20 protein-coding genes are annotated in these 22,722 nt (G+C 71.9%); 12 read left to right on the forward strand and 8 right to left on the reverse strand.

The window, feature by feature from the left end:
• Positions 1 to 11 precede the first annotated feature (11 nt).
• From BKA02_RS03030 to BKA02_RS03040, 3 genes are all read left to right on the forward strand, one after another.
• Entirely contained in the window at positions 12 to 638 is a 627-nt protein-coding gene (locus BKA02_RS03030; protein WP_179431187.1) for a hypothetical protein, read from the forward strand.
• Positions 639 to 710: 72 nt separating this feature from the next.
• Positions 711 to 1,538: an ABC transporter ATP-binding protein gene (locus BKA02_RS03035; protein ID WP_179431189.1), complete on the forward strand. Its 828-nt coding sequence runs from the start codon at positions 711 to 713 to the stop codon at positions 1,536 to 1,538.
• Positions 1,520 to 3,109, forward strand: a complete 1,590-nt coding sequence (locus tag BKA02_RS03040; protein ID WP_179431191.1) for a hypothetical protein — start codon at positions 1,520 to 1,522, stop codon at positions 3,107 to 3,109. The genes BKA02_RS03035 and BKA02_RS03040 overlap by 19 nt, the downstream gene beginning before the upstream one ends.
• A 28-nt stretch (positions 3,110 to 3,137) precedes the next feature.
• Here BKA02_RS03040 and proC read toward each other — a convergent pair whose 3' ends face one another.
• Positions 3,138 to 3,977, reverse strand: a complete 840-nt coding sequence (gene proC / locus BKA02_RS03045; protein WP_179431193.1) for a pyrroline-5-carboxylate reductase — start codon at positions 3,975 to 3,977, stop codon at positions 3,138 to 3,140.
• A gap of 128 nt (positions 3,978 to 4,105) precedes the next feature.
• Between proC and BKA02_RS03050 the strand changes: the two genes are divergently transcribed.
• Positions 4,106 to 4,993 carry an alpha/beta hydrolase gene (locus tag BKA02_RS03050; RefSeq protein ID WP_179431195.1) on the forward strand — a complete coding sequence of 296 codons (888 nt, stop codon included), beginning with the start codon at positions 4,106 to 4,108 and terminating at the stop codon, positions 4,991 to 4,993.
• A 35-nt stretch (positions 4,994 to 5,028) separates the two neighbouring features.
• Here the strand turns inward: BKA02_RS03050 and BKA02_RS03055 are convergent, their stop codons facing one another.
• Positions 5,029 to 5,490 carry a nucleoside deaminase gene (locus BKA02_RS03055; protein ID WP_179431197.1) on the reverse strand — a complete coding sequence of 154 codons (462 nt, stop codon included), beginning with the start codon at positions 5,488 to 5,490 and terminating at the stop codon, positions 5,029 to 5,031.
• A 49-nt stretch (positions 5,491 to 5,539) separates the two neighbouring features.
• Here BKA02_RS03055 and upp point away from each other — a divergent pair, with 49 nt between their 5' ends.
• Positions 5,540 to 6,172 carry a uracil phosphoribosyltransferase gene (gene upp, locus BKA02_RS03060; RefSeq protein WP_179431199.1) on the forward strand — a complete coding sequence of 211 codons (633 nt, stop codon included), beginning with the start codon at positions 5,540 to 5,542 and terminating at the stop codon, positions 6,170 to 6,172.
• 18 nt (positions 6,173 to 6,190) lie between these two features.
• Here the strand turns inward: upp and BKA02_RS03065 are convergent, their stop codons facing one another.
• Positions 6,191 to 9,703, reverse strand: a complete 3,513-nt coding sequence (locus BKA02_RS03065; RefSeq protein WP_343045327.1) for a TM0106 family RecB-like putative nuclease — start codon at positions 9,701 to 9,703, stop codon at positions 6,191 to 6,193.
• A 100-nt stretch (positions 9,704 to 9,803) separates the two neighbouring features.
• The gene (nadE, locus tag BKA02_RS03070; RefSeq protein ID WP_179431201.1) at positions 9,804 to 10,622 is read right to left on the reverse strand and encodes an ammonia-dependent NAD(+) synthetase; all 819 of its coding nucleotides are present in this window, start codon (positions 10,620 to 10,622) and stop codon (positions 9,804 to 9,806) included.
• A 97-nt stretch (positions 10,623 to 10,719) separates the two neighbouring features.
• Here nadE and BKA02_RS14535 point away from each other — a divergent pair, with 97 nt between their 5' ends.
• A complete protein-coding gene (locus tag BKA02_RS14535) occupies positions 10,720 to 11,280 on the forward strand; it encodes a phosphorylase family protein (RefSeq protein ID WP_179431203.1) in 561 nt (186 codons plus the stop codon).
• A 15-nt stretch (positions 11,281 to 11,295) separates the two neighbouring features.
• Here the strand turns inward: BKA02_RS14535 and BKA02_RS14540 are convergent, their stop codons facing one another.
• The 3 genes from BKA02_RS14540 to BKA02_RS14285 all read right to left on the reverse strand — a co-directional run bounded on the left by BKA02_RS14540 (position 11,296) and on the right by BKA02_RS14285 (position 15,824).
• A complete protein-coding gene (locus BKA02_RS14540) occupies positions 11,296 to 14,271 on the reverse strand; it encodes an AAA family ATPase (RefSeq protein ID WP_179431205.1) in 2,976 nt (991 codons plus the stop codon).
• Positions 14,271 to 15,437 (reverse strand): exonuclease SbcCD subunit D, encoded by a 1,167-nt coding sequence (locus BKA02_RS03085; protein WP_179431207.1) that lies wholly within the window; start codon positions 15,435 to 15,437, stop codon positions 14,271 to 14,273. Before BKA02_RS03085 ends, BKA02_RS14540 begins: the two co-directional genes overlap by 1 nt.
• 78 nt (positions 15,438 to 15,515) lie before the next feature.
• Positions 15,516 to 15,824 (reverse strand): GNAT family N-acetyltransferase, encoded by a 309-nt coding sequence (locus BKA02_RS14285; RefSeq protein WP_343045328.1) that lies wholly within the window; start codon positions 15,822 to 15,824, stop codon positions 15,516 to 15,518.
• A 359-nt stretch (positions 15,825 to 16,183) separates the two neighbouring features.
• Here BKA02_RS14285 and BKA02_RS03095 point away from each other — a divergent pair, with 359 nt between their 5' ends.
• The 5 genes from BKA02_RS03095 to BKA02_RS03115 all read left to right on the forward strand — a co-directional run bounded on the left by BKA02_RS03095 (position 16,184) and on the right by BKA02_RS03115 (position 20,017).
• Positions 16,184 to 16,906: a winged helix-turn-helix domain-containing protein gene (locus tag BKA02_RS03095; RefSeq protein WP_179431211.1), complete on the forward strand. Its 723-nt coding sequence runs from the start codon at positions 16,184 to 16,186 to the stop codon at positions 16,904 to 16,906.
• Positions 16,907 to 17,035: 129 nt separating this feature from the next.
• The gene (locus tag BKA02_RS03100; RefSeq protein WP_179431213.1) at positions 17,036 to 17,971 is read left to right on the forward strand and encodes a DNA-3-methyladenine glycosylase family protein; all 936 of its coding nucleotides are present in this window, start codon (positions 17,036 to 17,038) and stop codon (positions 17,969 to 17,971) included.
• A gap of 48 nt (positions 17,972 to 18,019) precedes the next feature.
• Positions 18,020 to 18,229: a hypothetical protein gene (locus tag BKA02_RS03105; protein WP_179431215.1), complete on the forward strand. Its 210-nt coding sequence runs from the start codon at positions 18,020 to 18,022 to the stop codon at positions 18,227 to 18,229.
• Between the two features lie 105 nt (positions 18,230 to 18,334).
• Positions 18,335 to 18,751, forward strand: coding sequence for a VOC family protein (locus BKA02_RS03110; RefSeq protein ID WP_179431217.1), 417 nt, complete (start codon positions 18,335 to 18,337; stop codon positions 18,749 to 18,751).
• A 72-nt stretch (positions 18,752 to 18,823) separates the two neighbouring features.
• Positions 18,824 to 20,017 carry an MFS transporter gene (locus tag BKA02_RS03115; protein WP_246285962.1) on the forward strand — a complete coding sequence of 398 codons (1,194 nt, stop codon included), beginning with the start codon at positions 18,824 to 18,826 and terminating at the stop codon, positions 20,015 to 20,017.
• 7 nt (positions 20,018 to 20,024) lie between these two features.
• Here BKA02_RS03115 and BKA02_RS03120 read toward each other — a convergent pair whose 3' ends face one another.
• Complete coding sequence (locus tag BKA02_RS03120) at positions 20,025 to 21,737, reverse strand: long-chain-fatty-acid--CoA ligase (RefSeq protein WP_179431219.1); 1,713 nt, start codon at positions 21,735 to 21,737, stop codon at positions 20,025 to 20,027.
• A gap of 44 nt (positions 21,738 to 21,781) precedes the next feature.
• On the opposite strand from BKA02_RS03120, the gene BKA02_RS03125 reads away from it, so the two are divergent.
• Positions 21,782 to 22,693 (forward strand): TrmH family RNA methyltransferase, encoded by a 912-nt coding sequence (locus BKA02_RS03125; RefSeq protein WP_179431221.1) that lies wholly within the window; start codon positions 21,782 to 21,784, stop codon positions 22,691 to 22,693.
• The last annotated feature ends 29 nt before the right edge of the window (positions 22,694 to 22,722 follow it).

The following is a 22,722-nucleotide window of genomic DNA, read 5'->3' on the forward strand; positions in this document are numbered from 1 at the left end:
AGGAGCCGCGGATGACCGAGCCAGACCCCCTCATCGACGACATCGATGCGCGCATCCTGACCGTCGCAGGCGCCGATGTCGAGATCCTCGAGCGGCGCGGCGACGTCGAGGCCGGCGCCGACGACACGGTCGTGTTCCTGGGCGACGGCGGATCGGAGCCCGGCTGGCGCGTGCTCATGCACGACCTGCCCTCCGACCTGCGCGTGCTCTCCGTCGATGTCACCGACGGCGCGACGCTCACCGCCGCCCTCGACGCCCTCGGCATCGCGGCGGCGCATTTCGTCGCCGCCGCCGAACACACCCCCGCCCTGCTGGATCACGCCGCCGAGCACGCCGTGCGCACACTGACTCTCACGGGCGCCGTCGCCGACGACAGCGCGGCGCGGCTGGCCGCGTTCCCCACGCGCCCGGCCGTGCTGTGGATCCACGGCGCGGTGCCGACCGCCGACGCCCTCGCCGGATACGTCACCGCGGGCGGATCGGTCACCGAGATCGCGCTCGAGGGCGTGTCCGGGGCCGAGCAGCATGCCAGGCCCGCCGTGTTCCGCCAAGCCCTGCTGGAGCGGATGGGCTACCTCGCCGCTCCCATGATCCCCGGCCCCCCGACCGAAGCGGTCATCCTGCGCTCGGCCGACTGATCTATCGTTCGTCGCACGCGCATCCGCCTCGAGAGGGATGCACGACACCGCGCGCCCTGGTGTGATGGAGGCATGACCGATTCCGTCGCCCCCTCGAGCGCCCCGGCGCCGAGTGCACCGCCGAGCACGTCGCCTTCGACCACGCCGCCGGTGCTCTCCCTCCGCAGCCTCCGCAAGCAGTTCGGGCAGAAGGTCGCCGTCGACGACCTGTCACTCGACGTGCCCGCCGGGTCGATGCTGGGCCTGCTGGGCCCGAACGGTGCGGGCAAGACGACGACGCTCGCCATGACGACCGGCCTGCTGCGTCCGGATGCGGGCACCGCGCAGGTGCTCGGAGCGGACGTGTGGACGGACCCGGCCGCAGCGAAGGCGCGCATGGGCGTGCTGCCCGACGGGGTGCGCATGTTCGACCGGCTCACCGGCGACGAGCTGCTGCGGTACACCGGACTGCTGCGCGGTCTGCCGGAGTCCGAGGTCGTCTCGCGCTCCGCCGAGCTGCTCGACGCCCTCGGACTCACCGACGCCGGCGATACCCTCGTCGTGGACTACTCCGCGGGCATGCGCAAGAAGATCGGGCTCGCGTGCGCGCTGATCCATGCGCCGCGGCTGCTCATCCTCGACGAACCGCTCGAGGCGGTGGATCCCGTCTCCGGCGAGACGATCCGCCAGATCCTGCGCGCCTACGTCGATGGCGGGGGCACCGTCGTGCTCTCCAGCCACGTCATGGAGCTCGTCGAGTCACTGTGCGACCGCGTGGCGATCATCGCCGAGGGCCGCCTGCTCGCGCACGGCGCCCTCGACGAGGTGCGCGCCGGCATGACCCTGCAGCAGCGCTTCCTCGCCCTGGTGGGCGGCCACGATCTCGGATCGGAGACGCTCGCATGGCTGCGCTCCTCCTGAGACTGCGCTGGCGCCAGTTCGGGCACCAGCTGGGCCGCAGTCCGTGGATGATCGTCTCACTCGCCCTGGGCGGTGCGACGGCGCTCGGGATGCTCGCACTGCTCGCCGCCGGACTCACCGCGCTGCGTGTGGCCGATCCGAGCGTCGCCGTGACCGCCCTGGTGATCGTCGGCACACTGATCGTCACCGTCTGGTGGGTCGGGTCGATCCTCACCAGCACCGACGACACGATGTCGCCCGAGCGCTTCGCACTGCTGCCCGTCACCGCGAGGTCACTGCTGCCGGGGCTCGTGCTCGCCGGGGCGACGACGCTCGGCGGCATGGGCACGGCGATCGCGGTGCTGCTCACGCTCATCGGGTGGTCGGTGAACGCACTCGCCCTGATCGCCGCCGTCGTGCTCGCGCCCGTGGTGCTCGCCATCTGCGTGCTGGGGGCGCGCGTCGTGGGCGGGCTGCTCGCGCGGTGGCTGGCCCGGCGCCGGATGCGCGATCTCGTGATCATCCTCGGCGTCATCCTGCTGTCCAGCTCGGGGCTCGTGCTCAACATCGCAATCGGCGCGCTGCAGCTCTCCGGAGACCTCGGCCGCGATCTGGCCGGCGTCGCCGACGTGCTCGGATGGACGCCGATGGGCGCGGCCTTCGGCGTCTCGGCGTCGCTCGCACAGGGCCAGCCGCTCGACGCGGTGGCACGGCTGCTCATCGCACTGGTCACCGTCGCAGGGCTGTGGTTCATCGCACGCGCGCTGCTGGCGGCCCGGCTCGTCGCGCCGGTGGAGAACCGCGGCGGAGGCCGCGTGCACTCGGCCGGCGTGCTCGATCGGATGCTGCCCGCGACGGCTGTCGGCGCGGTCGCCGCCCGCACCCTGCGCTACGCGCGGCGCGACCCGCGCCAGATCGTCAACATCGTCATGCTGCTGGTGCTGCCTGGTCTGCTCATCGGGCTCACGGTGATGAACGGCACGCGCGGCGGCGAAGCGCTCGCCCCGGCCGTGATCCTCATCCCCGCCATCGATGCGCTCTTGATCGGCACCATCCTGCAGATGAGCACCGCGTACGACAACAACGCCCTCGCGCTGCACATCCACACCGGGGTGAGCGGGCGCGCCGATCGCACCGGGCGCCTGCTCGGCTTCGCGCTCATCGCGGTGCCGATCGTCGTCATCCTCTGCGTCGCCGTGTGCCTGCTCGTGGGCAGGCCCGACCTGCTGCCGGCGAGCCTGGGCGCGGCGATCGGCATGGGCGCGGTCGCCGCCGGTGCGGGATCCTGGGTCGGCGCATTCCTGCCCGGCCGCGCCCCCGCCCCGGAGGCGAGCCCGTTCGGCCGCGGCTCGTCGGGCGGAGTGCAGTCGATGATCGCGATGGCCATCATGATGCCCATCACCCTCGTCGTGGGCGGCGCGTCGTTCGGCTTCGCGATCGGCGCGCTGTGGGCACCGTGGGCCGGCTGGGTCAGTCTGGCCTGCGGCGTGATCCTCGGCACCGCCGCCGTCTGGGCGGGCGTCGTGCTGGGCGGACGCATCCTCGACCAGCGCTGGCCGGAGCTTCTGGTCGAGGTGTCGAGCGAATCCTGAGCGGCAGCATCGCGGAGGTGCGGCGGACTCAGCCTCCCGCAGCGATCTCCTTCGCGCGGGCCAACGCGGCATCCGTCGCCTCGGCGAACACCGTGTCGAGGTGCGCGTCGGCGAGCACGGCGACAGCGCGCTCCGTGGTGCCCTTGGGGCTCGTGACGCGGCGGCGCAGCTCGGCCGGCGCCTCGCCCGACGCCTCGAGCAGCGCGGTCGCACCGATGAAGGTCTGCTCGGCGAGCAGGCGGGCGTCGGACTCGGAGAAGCCCTTGCCGATCGCCGCCTTGGTGAACTCCTCGATGAGCAGGAACACGTAGGCGGGGCCGGAGCCGGAGATCGTCGACAACGCGTCGATCTGCTCCTCGGGCAGCTCGACGACTGATCCGACCGTCTCGAACAGCCGGCGCACGATCGCCACGTCGTTCTCGGCGACGCCGTCAGCCGCCGCAAGGCCCGTCACCGCGCGCCCGACAGTGGCCGGGGTGTTCGGCATCGCGCGCAGCACGCGCGCGTCGGAACCGAGGATGCTCCGGAACGCGTCGATCGTGACGCCCGCCGCGACACTCACGACGATCGCATCGTCACGGAGGTGCGGGGCGATCTCGGCGAGCAGATCGGCGACCATCCCGGGCTTCACGCCGATGAGCACGATGCGCGCAGACGCGGCCGCCTCGGCGTTGCCGCCGGGGGTCTCTTCGAGGGCGATGCTGCGCACATCGGCGAGCCCCTCCAGCTCTGCGGCCTTCACGGGAGTGCGATTGGTGGCGACGATGCCGCCGGAGACGGGGATGCCCGAGGCGACGACTCCGTGGAGGATCGCGCCGCCCATCGAACCGGCGCCGAGGAATGCGAGCGAAGGGAGCGTGTCGACCATGCGTCAATCCTATGAGCGATGCTCTTGCCCGGCTCCGGTCCGCGAGCGCCGGTTCTGCGGGCGGCGGCACGGCCTAAGCTTGCCGATATGAGTGTCTGCGACCGTCCGATCCCGCGGGCCGCACGCTGATGTCCGATCTGCTCGCCGAGGCCCTCGCCCGCACCGATCTCACCGACGACGCCAGGCACAAGTTGGGCAATGTCGAGCGCGTGCTGGGCGATGACCCGCAGGCGCACCTGCTGTCGCTGTTCTTCCTCGACGGCGAGCCGTACGCGAGCATCGGCTTCGGCGATGTGACCACGGCAGACCTCATCGTCGTCGTCCTGCACGGCATCGACACGGATCTCGGCCAGCTGCCGCCCTGGGCCGAGACCTCCCAGCGGCTGTGCGGCGACGTCATCCGCGCGATCACGCTGCGCGGGGGCACGGCATCCGTCGCCGTCGTGCTCTGGTTCGGATACGACACCGGGTCGCACGTGACGGCGCTGGCCACCGCGCACGCCACGATCGGCGCGGCCCGTCTCGCCGTCGAGCTCGAACGGCTCGCGCAGCACGACACCGCCGCGAGGATCGCGCTCGTCGCGTACTCGTACTCCTCCACTCTGCTGGGCGAGCTCGTCGTGCTCGACGGCGCCGGGCACGTCTCCGAGGCGTTCTCGATCGCGTCGGCGGGCATGACGCACATGGCCGCGGATGCCGTGGAGTCGCGGATCGCCGACGGCTCGCTCGCGCTGCACGCCACCGAGTCGGCGACCGACGGCGTCGCGCACCTCGGCCGGTTCGGACAGCATCCGATCGATCCGCGCGACATCGACGGGGCCATCGTGTACAGCTCCGACGGCGGAGCGGTCGACGGCCTCGACGGTGTGACGGGGGAGGCCACCCAGGGCCACAGCTCGCAGTCGGAGACCGACGACGACGGCGTCACCCGCCGCGGCTACTTCGACCCGGAGGCGCAGGCGTATCTGTACCTCGTCGACCGGCTCGCGGCCCTCGCCGTGCGTCCTCGGACCTGACGGCGCGAGCCCTGGCCCGACCCGATCAGCGCCGCTCAGCGCCGATCGGCGAAGAAGGCGCGCAACAGGTCGACGGCGTCGTCCTCGCGCACGCCACCCACGACCTCGGCCCGCACGGGGAGCCGGCGGTCCCGCAGCACGTCATAGCGCGAACCGGCCGCGCCCGCCTTGTCGTCCCAGGCGCCGAACACGACGCGCGCCATCCGCGCCTGCAGCGCGGCGCCCGCGCACATGACGCACGGCTCCATCGTCACCACGAGCGTGCATCCCTCGAGATTCCACGACCCCGTGGCGGCCCCCGCCGCGCGCAGCGCGACGATCTCGGCGTGCCCGGTGGGATCGGCAGTGCGCTCACGGTCGTTGCGGCCCTCGCCGATGACGCGGCCCTCGGCGTCGAGCACCACGGCGCCCACCGGGATCTCGCCGTCGGCCGCCGCTTCGGCGGCGAGCGCGAGCGCACGGCTCATCGCCCGCTCATCCGCCTCCGTCCCGCGCATGGGTCGAGCCTATTGCTCGCATCGGTTCGGGGCGCACTAGCCTGTACTCATGCGCGTGCACGTGGCCGATCATCCCCTCATCACCCACAAGCTCTCGGTCCTGCGCGATGAGCGCACGCCGTCACCGGTCTTCCGGCAGCTCACCGAAGAGCTGGTGACGCTGCTCGCCTACGAGGCGACGCGCAACGTGCGGGTGACGCCGGTGGAGATCACCACCCCCATCAAGAAGACGATGGGCGTGAAGATCAGCGAGCCGCGACCCATCGTCGTCCCGATCCTGCGCGCGGGACTGGGCATGCTCGAGGGCATGGTCAAGCTGCTGCCGACCGCCGAGGTGGGCTTTCTCGGGATGGTGCGCGACGAGCAGACCTTCGAGCCGACGACCTACGCCGAGCGCCTTCCCGCCGATCTCAGCGACCGGCAGTGCTTCGCGATCGATCCGATGCTGGCCACCGGTGGGTCGCTGGCCGCGGCCATCCAGTTCTTCTTCGACCGCGGCGCCGACGACGTCACCGCGATCTGCCTGCTGGGCACCCCCGAGGGAGTGGAGACGATCGAGCGGCTGGTCGGCGACCGCAACGTGACCCTCGTGCTGGGAGCCCTCGACGAAGGCCTCGACGAGAACCGCTTCATCGTCCCCGGTCTCGGCGACGCGGGCGACCGCCTCTACGGCACGGTCTGATCCGCCGGCTCGACGCGCTCAGTCCTGATCCGCGCCGACGAGGCGGGCGAAGGCGCTGAGACGCGCCACTCCCTCGGGCGTCCACGGCAGGTCGTCGAGCAGCGCCGGGGAGTGGATGAGGAACGCGGCGGCCTTGGCCCGTGAGATCGCCACGTTCAGGCGGTTCTGCAGCAGCAGGAAGTCCGGCCCGCGCGGGGCGTCGCGGCCACTCGATGCCGCGAGCGAGGTGATCGAGACCACAGCCTCCCTACCCTGGAAGTTGTCGACCGTGCCGACGGCCACTCCCCCGAATCCCGCGGCCTGCAGAGCCTCGTGGATGAGCTGCTTCTGCGCGTTGTACGGGGCGACGACGATGATGTCGTCCTGCCCGAGCGGGCGCGGCGCGGCATCCACGTGTTCCATGGCGTCGACGTACGGCCTGCCGATCAGGTCGCGCACGATCCGCACGACCTCGTCGGCCTCCTCCGGCGAATGCGTGGCGTTGCCGCGGTGCCGCACGGGAACGACATGCAACCCCGGCTCCAGCCCCTCCACGGTGCGCCGCTCCGCACCCTCGGCTGAGGCAAGACGCCCGGCGTAAGACAGGCGTGACACCGGCGCCGCGACAGCAGGATGCATCCGCCAGGAGCGGGCGAGGAACGTGCCGTACGCGGGATCGATCACCGCGCTGCCGTCCATGACCCAGCCCAGTGCCGAGGTGTTCACCGGCTCCGGATGCGCGCCCTGACTCACCTGCGGCAGCTGCTGCGGATCGCCCAGGAGCAGCAGGCGCTTCGCGCCGGCGGCGACGGCGATCGTGGAGGCGAGGGAGAACTGCCCGGCCTCGTCGATCACGAGCAGGTCGAGCTCCCCGCGCGCCACGCGCCGGGTGTTGCTGAAGTCCCACGCGGTGCCGCCCACGACGGCGCCCTCCGGATGCTCGGCGAGGAAGGCCGCCATTCCGGTCTTGCGGATCGGCGTGTACGGGGGATCCGCGGCATCCGGATTCTTCGGCGCCTTGGCGACCTGACTCGCCGGCACGCCGTCGGCCACGATCCGTTCGAGCAGGTTCTCCACGATGGCGTGGGACTGCGCGACCACACCCACGCGGTAGCCGTGCTCGCGCACGAGCCGGGTGATCACCTGCGAGCCGGTGTACGTCTTGCCCGTGCCGGGAGGCCCCTGCACGGCGAAGAAGCTGCGGTCGAGGTCGCGCACCCCGCGCACGATGGCCTCGACGGCATCGCCCTCTGCCGCCCCGAGGGACGCACCGGAGACCGTGCGGGGTACGGCGCGGCGCAGGATGTCGGTCGCGGCATCCTGCGGGAAGGCCGGTGCGCGATCCAGCAGCGACTGCGCCCACTCCTCGATGGCCGACTGCTGAGAGTCCACCTTCGGCGGCGCCGCGGGCGTGAGCGCGAGGGGCAGCTCGGCCCAGGTCTGCCCGTCGATCGCGCGCTCCCGCACGACGAGGCCGTCATCGACCGCCTCCACCACCTCCACCGCGTGCGGGGCGTGGATGGCGCGCGAGGGGATCTCAGAGACGAACGGCGCGGGGACCGCGTACAGGGCGAACGGCTCGGCCCCGACCCCCACCGTGCTGCCGGGGGCGAGCTCGCCGCGCAGCTCGACGATCCTCGTGAGCGTGCGCTTGCCCTCCTCGACGGCCCAGTCCTCGCGCACCCGCGACGACTCCGGCGCCACGCGCAGCACGTCGCGCGTGGTCTCCCACATCGTCACGGGTTCGCGCAGACGCTGGAAATGCGCGATCCAGAAGCTCTTCGACTCGCGCGGGTAATAATCGATCGCCGCGGACGCCACGCGGTACGCCTCTGCATCACGCCCCTCCTCCTCGGCGCGCTCCGCCTCGTTCCGCAGCGCCACCGACAGCGGCGAGGGCTCGTACGCCCTCGTCTCGGGCTCGTCGGGAGGCGCGGGGAGGACCCCGGTCTGCCGGGCCAGGCCCACCAGCCAGTCGCGCAGCCGCCGGGTGGACACGCAGTCGTAGCGGTTGTAATCGGCGAGGTCAGCGAGGATCTCATCCCCCTCGGCACTCTTGCCCTCGGCGGCGAGCGCCCGCGCCTCGACGTAGCGGACGATCGAATCGTCGCCCTTCTGCACATCGCTCGTGCGCACCTCATCGCCCATGTACAGCGGCTCGAGCTTCTTGATGGAGTACGAGCGCGAGCCGATCCGCACCGAGCGCAGCACGATCGGATACAGGTCGACGAACACGCCCTCGCGCAGCAGCCGGTCCACGGCCGCTTCGCCCACCCCGTACCGAGCCGCCATCGCGACCAGATGCGAGGTCTCGTACGGGGCGTAGTGGTAGATGTGCATGTCGGGATGCGCGGCCCTGCGCGCATCCACGAAGGCGAGGAAGTCGAGCAGCGCCTGCTTCTCCTCGGCGAAGGTGTGCGCCCACAGCGCGGAGTACTGCTCGGCGTCGTCGACCCAGCCGAACAGGTAGTCCAGCCCCCACGGGGCGTCGTCGCCGGGCTCGGTGTAGAGCGGGTCGCCCTCGAAGTCGAAGAAGACATCGCCGCGGCTGGGCCGGGGCATCATGCCGATCGCGGTCGCGGAGATGAACTCGTACGGCAGCTCGGCCGGGTCGGCGAGCGCGCCGAGCTGCAGCCGCGCCTGGGCGCGCAGAGTCTGGAAGGTGTCGTCCGTCATGCCATCGGGCGCCGCGGTCGCCGCGGCGAGAGCGTCGATGGTCGTGATCCCCGCGGCCCGGAACCTGGCCCGCTGCACCGACCGCATCCGTGCGACCAGCAGCAGATCGCGATGCGCGTCCACCTGCTGCTCGCAGGTCGCGCAGCGCCCGCACGCGACGACCTGCAGGTCGCCGCGATCGTCTCCCCAGGCCAGCGGCTCGCCCGCCGCGCCGTCGGCGATGCGGCGATCGGCGATGAGCGCGCGCAGCCTGGCGCGGCGAACGCGGAACAACGGCAGCAGGTCGTCGACGGCGTGCACGCTCACCGAACGATCGCCGAGGATGAGCTCGACCTCGTCGGACCGGGGGATGCCGAGCTGGTCGAGCTGATCGATATATGCCGCGAGCTGCATGAGCGCCGTGACCCGCGCCGTGCGGGCGAGCTTGGTGTCCTGCACGATCCAGCGCCCGTCGGCGTCACGGGCGAGGAAGTCGGCGAATCCGACGAACTCCTCGGTCGCGAACGCGGCCTGGAAGACGATGTCGGCCTCCGAATGCAGGGCGCGCTGCGTCTGCGCCACGACGGCGGCCAGCGCCTCCGGATCTGCGGACGACACCTTCGGTACCTCGACGACGCCGCGCCCGATGGCGCCGCTCCCGTCTTCGGCGCGGCCGAACCGCGCGACGTACTCCTCGAGCACGGCGCGCTCGTGCACGTCGCCGAGCTCGGCGGCGCGGCGCAGGGTGGCGTCTTCGGGATCCTCCACCGCGGCCACCCGTCCGAGCTTCGCGTCCAGCGCGCGCATCCAGGCGAACTCGCACTCGGCCGCGAGCTTCAGATCGCTCGCGCTGAAGACCACACGGGGGGAATCCGTTCCGCCGGGGATGACGCGCACTGCCGCTCCTTGCCCGCGGCCGCCTCGACCGCTGCTTCGACCCTAGAGCGCGCCTCCGACATCCCGCCGGCGGCGGACGGCACGCAACGCTCCCGCCGGCTCAGCGCCACCAGGAGTCGTCGGGCGTGACGGGCAGGTGCCGCTTGTGGCGCGTGGCGACGTACTTCGCCTCGATGCGCGCGGCGACCTCGGCGGGCACCTCACGCCCTTCGAGGTAGTCGTCGATGCTGTCGTAGGTGATGCCCAGCTCATCCTCATCGGCGCGGCCGGGCTGCCCGTCCAGCAGGTCGGCCGTGGGCACTTTGCGCCACAGCCGTTCCGGAGCATCCAGCGCCTGCAGCAGCGCCTTGCCCTGCCGTTTGGTGAGTCCTGCCAGTGGAAGGATGTCGGCGGCGCCGTCGCCGAACTTCGTGTAGAAGCCGGTCACCGCCTCGGCGGCGTGGTCGGTGCCGATCACGAGGCGGCCGTCGTGACCCGCGAGCGCGTACTGCGTCACCATGCGGATGCGGGCCTTGATGTTGCCACGGTTGAAGTCCGAGATCTCGGCGCCCTCGGCCCGCTCGATGTCGGCCTCCACACCGTCGACGCCGCCCTGGATGTTCACCTCGACGACCCTGTCGGCGCGGATGAACTCCAGCGCCGCCACCGCATCATCGGCGTCGTGCTGCACCCGGTACGGCAGCCGCACGGCGATGAATCCTGCCTCTCCGCCGTCGGCGCGCACGCGCTCCACGGCGAGCTGGGCCAGCCGCCCCGCGAGCGTCGAGTCCTGCCCGCCCGAGATGCCGAGCACGAAACCGGCGGCTCCCGTCGCGACCAGATAGTCGGCGAGGAAGCGCACGCGGCGCTCGATCTCGGCCTCCGGCTCGATGTCGGGCCGCACGCCCAGGGCGGCGATGATCTCCTGCTGCAGGCTCACGGGCTTCTCCGATCGTGGACTCGTCGCTGGTGCGTCGTCATCCCAGTATCCGCCCCTCGCGTTACGCGGAGGTGACGACATCGGCGAAGATGGATGCGTGAAACTTCTCGTCGCCGCCCTTGATTCCGAGCTTTCCGCCTTTCCCTCCGAGCTCCCCGGGTTCGACCGGCTCGTCACCGGGCCGGGCAAGCTGCAGGCGGCGTTCGCGCTGACCCGTGCCCTCGACGCCGGCGAGTACGACGAGGTCGTCGTCGTCGGCACCTCGGGCGCGATCGACCCTCGCCTGGGCGCGGAGGTCTTCGAGATCGCCTCGGCGATCCAGCACGACGTGACCGACATCGACGGCGTCGCCGGGCAGCACGTGTCGCTGCCGGCCCGGGTGGAGACCGGACGCGACGGCGTGATGGTCGCCACCGGCGACCACTTCGTCGACGACGAGGAGGCCGTGTCGTTCATCCGCCCGCTCGGCGCCGTGCTCGTCGACATGGAGACCTACGCCTACATCTGGGTGGCTCAGCAGTTCGGGCTGCCCATCCGCGTGTTCCGCGCGGTGTCCGACCGTGCGCAGGACGGCGCGATCACCGACTGGCGCGCGGCCCTGGACCGCTGCAGCACGCAGCTGCTCGCGCACCTGCGCACCCAGTACGACCTGGCCTGAGTCCGCGCCGCCTGCTCAGTCGATGACGCTGGGGCCCTCGGGCGTCGCGCGCACCGTGAGCTGCGCGGGAATCTGCTCCTGCATGGCTTCGACGTGGCTGATGACGCCGACCGTGCGTCCACCCGAGCGCAGCTCGTCGAGCGTGCGCATCGCCACGTCGAGGGTGTCGGCGTCGAGCGATCCGAACCCCTCGTCGATGAACAGTGTGTCGAGCTGGATGCCGCCCGCACGTGCCGTGACCACCTCGGCCAGGCCGAGCGCGAGGGCGAGTGAGCTGAGGAACGTCTCTCCGCCGGAGAGCGACTGCGCCGGACGCGTCTGACCCGTGAACGCGTCGAACACGACGATGCCGAGGCCGGATGCCGCACCGCGCGCCGCGAGCGCGTCGGAGTGCTGCAGCTGATACCGCCCGGTCGACATCTCGCTCAGGCGTCGGTTGGCGGCCGTCACGATCTCTTCGAGCTCGGCCGCGAGCACGAAGGTCTCCAACGTCATCTTGTGCGTGTTGCCCGCCCGGCCGGCGATGGTGTCGGCGAGCCCGCGAAGGATCTCGTGCTCGGCCTGCCGTTCGGCGTTGCGGGTGTGCTCCGACGCCGCAGAGGCCACGAGCCGTTCGAGCTGGGCCGCGACCGTCTCGGCGCGGCCCGCGGCATCCATCGCCGTCTTCCACGCCGTCCGCGCCTCGAGGGCGGCTGCTTCGACCGGGGCGAGATCGATCGGCTCCTCGGGGAGCGTGCGCAGCTCGAGCTCGAGAAGCGTCGAGCGCTCCTTCTCGCGCTGCACGCGGTGCGCGGTGATCCGGGCGTCGAGCGCTTCCTGATCCGGGAGGGAGCGCATGGCCGCGTCAGCCGCGGTGGCATCGTCGAAGTCGGATGCCGCGAGCGCCTCCTCCTGCTCCTGCGCGGCTGCGGTCACCGCGGCTTCGGCACGTGCCCGCTCGGTCATCGCCGCGGCAAGCGTCTGCGCGGTCCGGGCCTGGTCGACAACGGCTGCCACGCGCGCGGCGACGCTTTCGAACGCACCGCGCGCGGCCGCGATCTGGGCGGTGGCATCCTGCTCGCGCTGGGCGACCGCAGCGAGCTGCTCGCGGGCAGTCGCCAGCGCCGCCGCCGCCTCGGTGCGCTTCTCATCGAGCGCCGTGAGCGCGAGAGCAGCCTGCTCGATCTCGGCGTCGAGGTCGGCGAACTCGCCCGCCGCCGCGACGGCGTCGGCGTGCGCACGCGACGCCGCCTCGACCTCGGCATCGGCGGCCTCGACGGTGCGCCCTTCGGCGCGGGCCGCCGCGGCCGCGAGGTCGGCCGTGAGAGAGGTCACCCGATCCCGCACCGTGCGCTCAGTGGCCTGCGCGGCATCCCGCACAGCCTCTGCCGCCTCGATGTCTTCCGCGGAAACCGGATCGCTGTGCTCGGCGGGCGACGGATGCTCGGTCGATCCGCACACGGTGCACGGCTCACCGGCGACGAGCGCCGTGGCGAGCTCGCCGGCGATACCGTCCAGCCGTCGGCGGCGGAGCGCGGCGAGCGCGTTCTGCGCATCGGCCAGCGCGGTGCTCGCCGCGGCGAGGCTCCGCTCGGCATCGCCGAGCGCGCCGCCCGCCGTCACCGAGGTCGCCGCGGCATCGCGCCGTGCCGTGGCGGAGCTCAGAGCACGCTTGCATTCGTCGATGCGGTCGGCGCCTCGCCTGGCCTCGTCGCGCCGTGTCGTGAGCGCCGCGATACGTGCGGGCAGCTCGGTGCGCTCGGCATCGCGGCTCTCGACCAGCGCCGATGCCGTCTCGACCTGTGCCCGCACGGCCTCGAGGTCGGCAGCTCTCGCATCGGCAGCATCCTCGAGTTCGGCCACCCGCGCCCAGGCCCCGCTCTCCCGGATGCGGTCGGCCGCCCAAGACGTCAGCGCCTCGGGCGTCAGGTCGCCGAGCGTGATCCCGCTGCTGTCCCAGCGTTCACGCGCATCGGCCTCCCCTGTCTGCGCGTCGTCAAGGGCGCTCGCGGCGCGCGTCGCCGCCGTGAGCGTCGCACGCAGTGCCTCGGCGGCCCGGGCGCGCTGCAGTTCCGTCTTGGCCCGCTCGATCTCCGGCTCCTCGGCGTCGAGCTGCGCCATGGCCGCGCGGGCGCGATCGCGCTCCCGCTGCGCCTTCTGCTCGTCGTGAGCGGCCGTCAGGGCGGCATCCGCCGCCGTCAGGCGCGTCTCGGTCTCGTCCCGCTCGGCTCCCCGCCGCTCGGCACGGTACTCCGCTCGGGTGATCGCGGCACGCAGGGCGTCGATGCGCTCCTGCGTGGATGCGCCTTCGTGCCCCGCTCCCGCATCCCCCCAGAGCTCGGCGTCCGTGACGACGCGCTCGGCCTCGGCGACACGCGCATCGACGGTCGCGACGACGCCGGCGAGCGCGTGCTCCGAGGCGCGACGACGCTCATCGAACCGCGCCTGGACGTCTTCGAAGCGCTCGGTGCCGAACAGTCGGCGCAGCAGCCCCTGGCGCTCCTTGCTGTCGGCGAGCAGGAACCGGGCGAACCGGTTCTGGGCGAGCAGGATCACCTGCAGGAACTGCTCCCGGCTGAGCTGCAGGATCTCGTCGAGCTCGTGCCCGACCTCGCGCTCCTTGGCCGCGAGGGTCGACCAGTCGCCGTCGCGGAAGACGTCGAGCCGCACCGCAGAGACCTGCTTTGTCAGTCCTCCGCCGCGCTTGGCGGGGCGCAGATACTCCGGCGACCGCGTGACGCGGAAGCGCCCGGCGCTCGTGCTGAATTCCACGACCACCTCGCTCGGATCATCCGGTTCGCAGTGGTCGCTGCGCAGGCGCTTCTCGCCGCCTTCGTAGCGGGGCACGGATCCGTAGAGTCCAAAGCAGACGGCATCGAGGATGCTGGATTTTCCCGCCCCCGTCCGCCCGGCGATGAGAAAGATCCCGTCATCGGCGAACGCGTCGAAATCGACGGTCTGCCGGTCGAGGAACGGACCGAACCCGGCGATCTCGAGTCGGTGAAGGCGCACTAGACGAGGGCCTCCGCGACCACGCGCTCGTCGAGCACCTCGCGGATGAGCCGGCTCTCCTGCTCGCTCGGCCCCAGGCCCGCGCGCACGTGCTCGAGGAACGCCTCGATGCGCTCGGTGTCGGTGACCGCGGTCTTCAACCGGGCCGCGTACGAGCGCTCCTCGTTCCCCTCGACGACGGCCGGATCGTGCTGCACCATGGCGCAGTACGGGAAGTGCTCTTTCAGCCGTCTCATCGGCTCGGCCTGCGGCAGGGCGTCGGTGTAGACGGCGCACACCCAGTCGTCGGCGTGCGCCGCGATGTTCTCGGCCGAGAGGATGTCGTCGAGCGCGCCGGTGAGCGTGACGAGAGCGCGCGGGATCGGCAGCGTCAGCCACTCGATGCCCGCGAGGCCCGAGGCGTCGAGGTCCACGAGCCAGGAGCCGCGTTCCTTGTGCTGCTCGCCGAAGCTGTAGTGCAGCGGAGCACCCGCGTACCGCACGCGGTCGCTGACCTTCTGGCGTCCGTGGATGTGACCGAGCGCCACGTAGTCCGGGCCGTCGAAGACCTCGCTCGGAACGACGTCGAGGCCGCCCTGGCGCACCTCGCGCTCGAGGCCGGCCGTGGCATCCACGCCGGCGGCGAAGCAGTGCGCGATCGCGACGGAGCGCCCGTCATGCGCGGTCATGCCCGCACGCACGAGATCCATCGCGTGCGCCATCGTCTGGGCCTGGCTTCTCAGCGGGCGGCCATGCGCATCCTCCGGCCAGTGCTGTCGAACGATCGCCGGCTCGAGGTAGGGGATGCCGAAGAAGTGCACCGGGCCGTCGGCATCATCGATCGTGATCGGCGTTCCGATGCTCATCGGATCGGTCACGACGTGGATGCCGTCGCGCAGCAGCCGGGCCTGGAAGCCGAGCCGGGCGGCGGAGTCGTGGTTGCCGCTGGTGACGATCACTGTGGCGCCGGTGTCGTGCAGGGCGACGAGCGTGTCGGTGAGCAGTGTGTACGCCGGGGCCGCGGGGGTCGCCGAGTCGAACACGTCGCCCGCGACGACGACGACGTCGACCTCGTGCTCGCGCACCTGTGCGACGAGCGCCTCGAGCACGCCGCGCAGCGCCTCGAGCGTGGAGTGCCCGTGGAAGGTGCGGCCGATGTGCCAGTCGGAGGTGTGCAGGATGCGCATGCTCACACGGTAGGACGAGCCTCCGACATCGGCGCCGAGGCGTGCCCTGCGAGCACCGAACCCGCGTGAAGGCGCCCGTCAGCGACGGCGCAGCAGGTGACTGCGCTCGGGGTGCGCCGTGAACCAGTCCGCCACGTACCAGCACACCGGGTCGATGAGCCGATCGCCCATGGCCGCGATGTCGTCGACCGCGCCTTCGACGACGCGCGCCGCGTATCCGTGCCCGCGGAACGTCGGGATCGTGAAGGCCCGGGTGAGAGCGACCGTGCGCCCGTCGTCGCGGTAGTCGAGCACGCTCACGAGCACGCCGTCGCGGGTCAGCGCATACCGCGAGGCGTCGTCTTCGCGAGTGAGCGCGTACGCGCCGGACACCGTGGATTTCGTCACTCCCCCACGGTACGCTCGCCCGACACAGACGGACTCGTTTTGACACGATCGGACTCGCTCCGACATAATCGGGCCCATGACCACCAACGCACGCCCTTTGTCCGCCCAGGAGGCGAACGGGACTGCCGGGATGATGATGCCCGGCCGCGTTGGCATGTGTTGCCGAATGTGTCGCTGAACGAACAGCCACCCCGCCAGACTCGCGAATCCTGATCCGATCAGTTCCTGATCGCCGCGAACCGAGTCTCCGAGCACCCACCCGCGTGCTCATCCCCGGCCAATACCGGTCATCGCGCAACACATCGATCCGCCGCATCCTCTGAGCGACGACGGATCCCTCCCGCAAGGAACACATCATCATGTCGAACACCGCCCTCCTCGAGCGTCCCGCCCGCACCGCCCCCACGGCCCCGGCCCGCCTGCACGTCGTCCCCGACACGCAGATCGACGCTCCCGCACAGCCCGCCGCCGAGCAGCCCGCCACCCGCTCGCCGCGCGGCTTCGCCCTCTACGTCGGCATCGACGAGCTCAAGGCCGCCACTGCCGGTGTGAGCCTGCCGCTGCTCGTCGACGCCCTGCGTCGCACCCTCGCCGAGCTCGCCCCCGAGGCCGAGACGCACGCCACCGTCGCCCTCGCGCCGCAGGGCACGGGCGGCCGCGATCTCGACGTCGTGCGTCTCGCCCTGCACGAGCCCGGCGCGATCGCCCGTTCCAAGGCCGCCGCCGAGGACTCCGAGGAGGACCGCGGCGGCGTGGTCGTCGACATCTCGCGCAAGCGCGTGCTCATCGACGGCGACTCGGCCGCGTTCACCTACAAGGAGTTCGAGCTGCTGCAGTACCTCGTCCTCCGCGAGGGCAGCACGATCGAACGCTCCGAGCTCGTCTCGGCGCTGTGGCAGGCCACCGACGACGAGGCCCCCGGCGAGCGCACCATCGACGTGCACGTGCGGCGCCTGCGCGCCAAGCTGGGCCGCTACGAAGACATCGTGCGCACCGTGCGCGGCGTGGGCTACCGCTTCGACCGCCACGCCGACGTCGCGATCCACTACGGACACGGCACCCCTTCGCCCGACCGCTTCTGAGCGGGGCGGAACCCGCGCCACGATCAGGCATCCGTCCGGCATCAGGCGGATTCGCCCCGCGGATGCCTGCTGCGGGGCAGATGCCTGCTCCCGGACGGCGATGTCGGCCCGCGCGCATAGGGTGTTCGCATGAGCATCGCGGAGCCCCTTGTCTCGACTCCGCGTGAGACGGTGCACCGTCCCGGCCGGCCGCTCGACCTGGTCTCGACCGTGGGCGTGCTGCAGCGCGGCACGAAGGATCCGACGATGCTCGTCGCGCACGGCACGATCTGGCGCGCGATGCGCACGCCGGTCGGTCCGGCGACGCTCGCCCTCCGGATGCATTCCGGCGAGGTGCGCGCCACGGCCTGGGGCCCGGGGGCTGAGCATGCGCTCGACAGCGTGCCCGTGCTCTGCGGCGCGAAGGATGACGACGACGGATTCGACCCGTCCCCGCATCCGGTCGTCGCCGAGGCGGCGCGGCGCAACCCGGGTCTGCGCCTCACCCGTACCGGCGCCGTGTTCGACGCGCTCGCCGGCGCGATCCTCGAGCAGAAGGTCACCTCGCTGCAGGCCTACGGTGCATGGCGCATCCTGGTCACGCGCTTCGGCGCCCGCGCACCAGGGCCGACGCCACGGCCGATGTGCGCCCCGCCCGGACCGGAGACGTGGCGGGTCATCCCCTCGTGGGCGTGGCATCGCGCCGGGGTTCAGCCGCCGCAGTCGCGCACGATCGTGAAGGCCGCCGCGCGCGGGGATCGGGTCGAACGCGCGCTGCACGCCGCTGACGGCGCCGCCCGCGACGCTCTGCTGACGAGTCTGCCCGGGGTGGGACCGTGGACGGCGGCGGAGACGCGCATCCGCGCCTGGGGAGATCCGGATGCGGTGAGCGTGGGCGATTTCCATCTCGCGCACGAGGTCGGTTACGCCCTCACCGGATCCCGCACCGACGACGCCGGGATGCTCGCACTGCTGGACCCGTGGACGGGTCATCGCCAGCGCGTCATCCGCCTCATCCTGCGCAGCGGCGTCGTCGAGCCGCGCCGCGGCCCGCGCCTCGCGCCGGAAGACCACCGCGATCGCTGAGCGCCCGCGCCTGATCACCGCCCCCTGACGGCCCCGTAGGCTGACGACATGCACAGCTCCTCGCGCACAGGGATCCGGACTCTCGTCGTGGCCGGACTCATCGTGCTCGGCGTCGTCATCGGACTCGTGCTGCAGAACGTGTGGCTAGGCCTCGCACTCGCCCTGCTCGTCGCCATCGTCTGGTTCGTCGGATTCGAGTCTCGTCGCGGCGGCAACGCCGGCATCCATGACGACGACGATGACGGCGTGCGTCTCTGAGCGCACCCGGGGTTCGCGGAGACACACACCGTTGTGCGTGTCGGCGGCGGGGCGCAGACTGGCTGCAGCGGCGTCCGCCGTTCCTCTCACGACGAAGGAGCACCGATGACCACGCTCAACCCCTACCTCTCTTTTCAGGATTCCGCGCGCGAGGCGATGGAGTTCTACCAGTCGGCCCTCGGCGGAGACCTGGAGATCTCGACGTTCGGCGAGATGCCCGACATGGCGCAGGACGACTCGCAGGCCGACCTCGTGATGCACGCGCAGTTGACGACCGACGACGGCCTCGTGCTCATGGCCTCGGATACACCGGCGGGCATGCCGCACCTCGCGCCACAGGGCATCTCGGTCTCGCTGAGCGGCTCCGACCTCGAATCTCTGCGCACGACCTGGGACCGCCTGTCCGACGGCGGCACCGTCGTCGAGCCGTTCGTCGAGGCGCCCTGGGGCGGCTGGTTCGGCATGTTCACCGACCGCTTCGGCATCTCCTGGATGATCGCCGCGGGCGAGGACTGGGCCTGACCGCCGGCACCTTCTCCCGAGAACGCGTCGATCTCGGATTTTCCGACGCCTCGGCGGGCATAGCCTGGGGGGATGCGCGCCCGCCGACCGATGCTCCTCGCCATCGTCGCCCTGTGCCTGATCGCCTCGCTCATGCGGCCCGCCGTCACGGCGGTCGGGCCGGTCATCGACCGGATCTCCGCCGATACCGGCATCCCCGTCGCTCTGCTCGGCTCGCTCTCGACGATCGTGCTGATCACGTGGGCGGTTGTCTCGCCCTTCGCGCACGGCTTCGGCAGACGACTCGGGCTGGGCGGCGCGGTGCTCGCCGCGATGGGCCTGCTGGCGGTGGGGGTGGCCATCCGCTCGCTGCCGGGTTCGCCGGCCTGGCTGTGGATCGGAACTGCGCTGATCGGCGTGGCCCTCGCGATCGGCAACGTGCTGCTGCCCGCCGTGATCAAGAAGGACTTCCCGCTGCGCGTGCCGCTGATGATGGGCGTCTACTCGGCGATCCTGGGCGGCGCGGGCGCCGTGGCCTCGGGCCTCGCCGTGCCGATCGCCGACCTCACCGGTGCGGATGCCGGCGCCGGGTGGCGGCTGTCGCTCGCGATCACCGGCGCCGTCGTCGCTCCGCTCGCCCTCGTCTTCTGGGGCCTCATCAGCCGGCATGAGATGCGCGCGGTCCGCGCCGCAGCACCGGGACGCGCCCCGCGGACGGGCATATGGCGCGACCCGGTGGCCTGGCAGGTCGCGGTGTACATGGGCGTGCAGTCGACGAGTTTCTACGTGCTCGTGACGTGGATCTCGACGATGTCGCTCGACACCGGACGCAGCGCCACCATCGCCGGCGTCGACGTGATGATCTACCAGATCTTCGGACTCGTCGGCTCGCTCGCCGTCGCGCTCGTCATGCACGGGCGCGCGGCGCGGATCACCCCGGCGGCACTTCCCGTGCTCGGCATCCTCGCCGTGATCGGGCTCATGGTGCTGCCCGACGCGATCGGGTTCTGGGCCGTGCCGCTCGGGCTGTTCTCGGGTGCTTCCCTCGGTGTCTCCCTGACCCTGATCGCCGAGCGCGCGCCGGACCACAGCACCTCCTCCGCGCTGTCGGGCATGTCGCAGTCGGTGGGATACGCGATCGCGGCCATCGGCCCGGCACTGTTCGGCGGGGTGCACGCCGCGACGGCCAGCTGGACGGTCGCCCTGATCATCCTGCTCGTGGCGATGGCAGCGCAGGCCGCGATCGGACTCTTCGCGGCCCGGGAGCGCTACGTGCTCGCGCGCTGAGCGCGATTCACTCCTCCGCGGCGCGGGTCGCGTGCCGGTCGGCGACGAGGGTGTCGCGCACGCGGCGGCGCAGCACCTTGCCGATGAGCGAGGTGGGCAGCTCCTCCCAGACGACGTAGGAGCGCGGACGCTTGTACTCCGCAAGCTGTTCGCGCGCGGCGGCGCGGGCGGCATCCTCGTCGAACACGGCGCCCTCATCGAGCACGACGACGGCGGTGACGGCCTCGGCGCCTCCCCCGCGCGGGATGCCGACGACGGCCGTCGCGGCCACGCCCGGAACAGCTGTGATCACCTGCTCCACCTCGCTGGGCGACACGTTGAAGCCGCCGGTGATGATGAGCTCCTTCTTACGATCGACCACGGTGACGAAGCCGTCGTCGTCTTGCACGACGAGGTCGCCGGTACGCAGCCAGCCGTCCTCGAGCAGTGTCGCGGCGGTCTCCTCCGGGCGGTTCCAGTAGCCCTGGAACACCTGCGGACCGCGGATGAGCAACTCGCCCGTGTCGCCCTGCGCGACCTCGCGCTCCGGGGCATCAGGATCCACGACGCGGATGTCGGTGGAGGGGAACGGGATGCCGATGGCGCCGATCCGACGCGCGTGCGAGAACGGGTTGGCCAGGGCGACAGGGCTCGTCTCGGTGAGCCCGTAGCCCTCGTTGAGCATGCTGCCGGCGAGATCCTCCCACCGCTTCACGACAGCCGGTGTCAGGGTCATCGCTCCCGAGATCGCGTACACGACGCCGGAGAGATCGAGCCGGCCCTCCTTCGCCACCCGTGCGAGGCGATCGAACATGGGCGGCACGGCGGGCACGAACGTCGGCGGGAACTTCTTCGCCGCGGTCGAGACGAGCTCGGGATCGAAGGTGGGGAACAGCACCGCGCACGACCCGGTCTCCACCGAGTAGATGACCGACAGCAGCAGGCCGAAGGAGTGGAACATGGGTAGCAGCCCGTAGATGCGCCCCTCGCCGCGGGTGAACTCCGGCATCCACGCCGCGCCCTGGCGCGCGTTCGACCACAGGTTTCCGTGCGTGATCATGGCGCCCTTGGGCGTGCCGGTGGTGCCGGAGGTGTACTGCAGGCAGGCGAGGTCGCCCACGCCGGGGCGCGGATGCGAGGCTGCCAGCGGCTCGGAGCGCTCCAGCCGCGCGAACGGCACGGCACCGGGCGCGGGACCGGTGAGCTTCTCCCGCGACGCGCGCGCCGTGGCGATCGGCAGCCGCAGCGCGAGGCGCATGCCCCACGGCATGGCCCGGGTGATGTCGACGGCGACGATGCGGCGGATGCCGAGGTCGGCCGGCAACGCGCGCAGCGTGGGTACGACCTTGTCCCAGGCGATGACGACCTCGGCGCCGTGGTCGCGGAACTGCACCTCGAGCTCGTCGCGCGTGTACAGCGGGTTGTGCTCGACGACCACGGCGCCCAGTCGCAGCACGGCGTAGAAGGCGATGACGTGCTGCGGCGCGTTGGGCATGATGAGCGCGACCCGGTCCCCCGCGCCCACGCCGAGTTCGCGGAGCCCGTTCGCGACGCGCGCGACCCGGTCGACGAGCTCGCGATAGGTGAGCACCGCACCGAAGAAGGCGACCGCCGCGCGATCGCTCCACTCCGCCACCCGCTCGTCGAGCAGGTCGTTGAGCGAGCCGGTGGCCGGCTCGATGTCGATGGGCGTGCCCTCGGCGTAGAACCGGTTCCACGCGCGGGTCTCGTTGAGCTCCATGCGCCCAGGGTACGCGTGCGGGGCCGCGCTCGTAGGCTGTGATCATGACGGATGACGGGCGCAGGCGCGCGGCGCGCGACGGAGGCCGCACGACCCCGCCGCGAGGCGCGCACACGAAGGCGGGCACGCGCACGAAGGCGGTCTCGACGCGCAACGCGACGTTCCAGCACTGGCAGACCCTGCTGGGCAATCGCACCAAACGGAACCGCGCCGGCGAGATGATCGTGCAGGGCGTGCGGCCCATCACCCTCGCCCTCGACACCGGGCTCGAGACGCGCGCCGTGCTCGTCACGCACACGCGCGAGCGCACGCCGTCGCGCTGGGCCGCCGAGGCGATCGTCCGGGCCGAGGCCGCGGGCGCCGAGCGGTTCCTCGTCGACGCCGAGCTCATGCGCGAGCTGGGCGAGAAGGAGGAGGATGCCCCCGAGGTGCTGCTCGTCGTGGCGATCCCGCCCGACGATCCGGCACGCCTGCCCGTGCCGGCGGATGCGCTGCTCGTCGCCCTGGACCGGCCCGCCTCACCCGGCAACATCGGCTCGATCACGCGCTCGATCGACGCCCTGGGCGGGCACGGCCTGATCGTGACGGGGCATGCGGCCGACCCCTATGATCCGCGGGCGGTGCGCGCCTCCACCGGCTCCACGCTCGTCACGCCGACCGTGCGCCTGGCCGGTGCCGCCCAGGTGCTGGACTGGGTCGGGCGCATCCGTGCCGGCGGAGCACCGCTGCAGGTCGTCGGCACGGATGAGAACGGCACGCGCGACGTGTGGGATGCGGATCTCACCGGCCCGACCCTGATCGTCACGGGCAACGAGCACTCCGGGATGTCGGGGGCATGGCGCGGCGCGTGCGACGTGCTGGCCAGGATCCCGATGACCGGGCACGCCTCGTCGCTGAACGCCGCGAACGCGACGACGACGCTGCTGTACGAGGCGCTGCGCCAGCGCCGGCGATGACCACGGAGCGCTGATCGGCCGGCCCCGCC

The sequence above is a fragment of the Microbacterium pseudoresistens genome, assembly GCF_013409745.1.
Lineage (GTDB): Bacteria > Actinomycetota > Actinomycetes > Actinomycetales > Microbacteriaceae > Microbacterium > Microbacterium pseudoresistens.